Origin of the sequence: Vibrio sp. 10N.222.46.A1 (assembly GCF_041473595.1) — a bacterium.
Taxonomy (GTDB): domain Bacteria; phylum Pseudomonadota; class Gammaproteobacteria; order Enterobacterales; family Vibrionaceae; genus Vibrio; species Vibrio tasmaniensis_A.
This window is the reverse complement of record NZ_JBFRSN010000351.1, coordinates 1-1,658: the sequence shown is the minus strand read 5'-3', so window position 1 is coordinate 1,658 and position 1,658 is coordinate 1. Positions and strand designations below refer to the sequence as shown.

1 pseudogene is annotated in these 1,658 nt (G+C 46.1%); it reads left to right on the top strand.

Annotation, left to right across the window (positions count from 1 at the left end):
- Positions 1 to 1,658, top strand: a pseudogene (locus AB4496_RS11340) (hypothetical protein); the annotation flags it as partial.

The following is a 1,658-nucleotide window of genomic DNA, read 5'->3' as shown; positions in this document are numbered from 1 at the left end:
CATCAACACCATTCCAAGCGTTTCTTTATCGGAATCCAACCTTACAGATGGCTCGGCAGCAAGCAATGCTCCTGTTAGCCAAACTGAGACTATTCAGTTCACCAATCAAAGTGATGATGTAGTCAAATTCCGTATCGATCCTGCTCAATTCAACCCGAACGACACACTTAAATCGAATGGGTTGGTCGTTGAGCTTAAAGCTGATCCAAATACGACTGGAGCGTACATCGGCTTTGTGAAAGACGGAGCTAACCCAGAGGTTCCCGTCTTTACGATTAGTTTTTCTACTAGCACGGTGGGTGAGTACACCTTTACTCTGCTTGAAGCATTAGATCATGCTGATGGCCAAGCGAAGAATGACCTGAGCTTTGAACTACCTGTCTTTGCGGTCGACCGTGATGGTGACGACTCATTGATGTCGCCATTGAAAGTGACGGTCAGCGATGATGTTCAAGGCATGCAAAATCAAACGCTGAGCATTACGGAACCAACGGTGGCTGATTTAGCCGCTGGTGTTGTCACGACAGGTACTGTCGATGTAATGCCAAACCAAAGTGCCGACGGGGCAACGATTACCCAGTTTACTTACGATAACAACGTGTACACGTTAGTTCAGGGGACAACCGGAGAGCAGGTTTTCCCTGTTGCTGAAGGTAAACTGTATATCACTCTGGAAGGTGATGTCCGTTTCGAACCTAATCGCAACCTCAATCATTCAGGGGGCGATATTGTTAAGACTATTACGGTCATGTCTGAAGATAAAGATGGTGACGAAGTCACGTCGACCGTTACGCTTACCATTTCAGATGGTGCTCCACCTGTTATTGATAACATACCACCAGTCGCCTTGGCTGAAGCAAACTTGCTTGATGGCACCTCTCCGAGCATAACGGTCACTCAAACCGGAACAATGACGTTTACATCTGGTAGTGATGATGTGAACCACTTCCGTATTGATACTGCGCAGTTCAACACAACTGGGGACCTAAAATCGGATGGTCTGGTTGTTAAGCTAAAAGAAGATCCTCTAAACAGCGACAATTATATTGGCTTCGTAGAAAACGGTGGTGTCCAAACGGACATTTTCACCATCACTTTTGATAGTTTGGTGCTTGGTCAATATACCTTCACATTGTTAGAAGAGTTAGATCACCTGCCTGTGCAAGGTAATAACGTTCAAATCTTCACCTTGCCAGTTATTGCGGTCGACCAAGACAATACGGATTCAGTAATTAAGCCTCTTACGGTGACTATTACTGATGATGTACCCGTCATTACGGATACAACAGTTGCGAGTACGTTTGTTGTTGATGAAGATGATTTAGGCTCTGTTGTGGCTCAAGCGACAGGCTCGTTTGTGACCACAGAAGGTGCAGACCAAGTAGAGGTTTACGAACTGCGTAACGTAGCCACTCTAGAAACTACTCTGACATCAGGCAATGAAGCGATTTCGATCACTGAGGTCACTGGGGCTGCGAACACAACCACCTACCAAGGTGCGACCACAAGTGGGACTCCGATTTTTACTCTTGCACTTGGTAACGATGGGTCATACACATTCACTTTACTTGGCCCTCTAAATCACGCTACTGGATCAAATGACCTAACCATACCATTTAATGTTGTGGCGGTAGACGGTGATGGCGATGACTCCAACC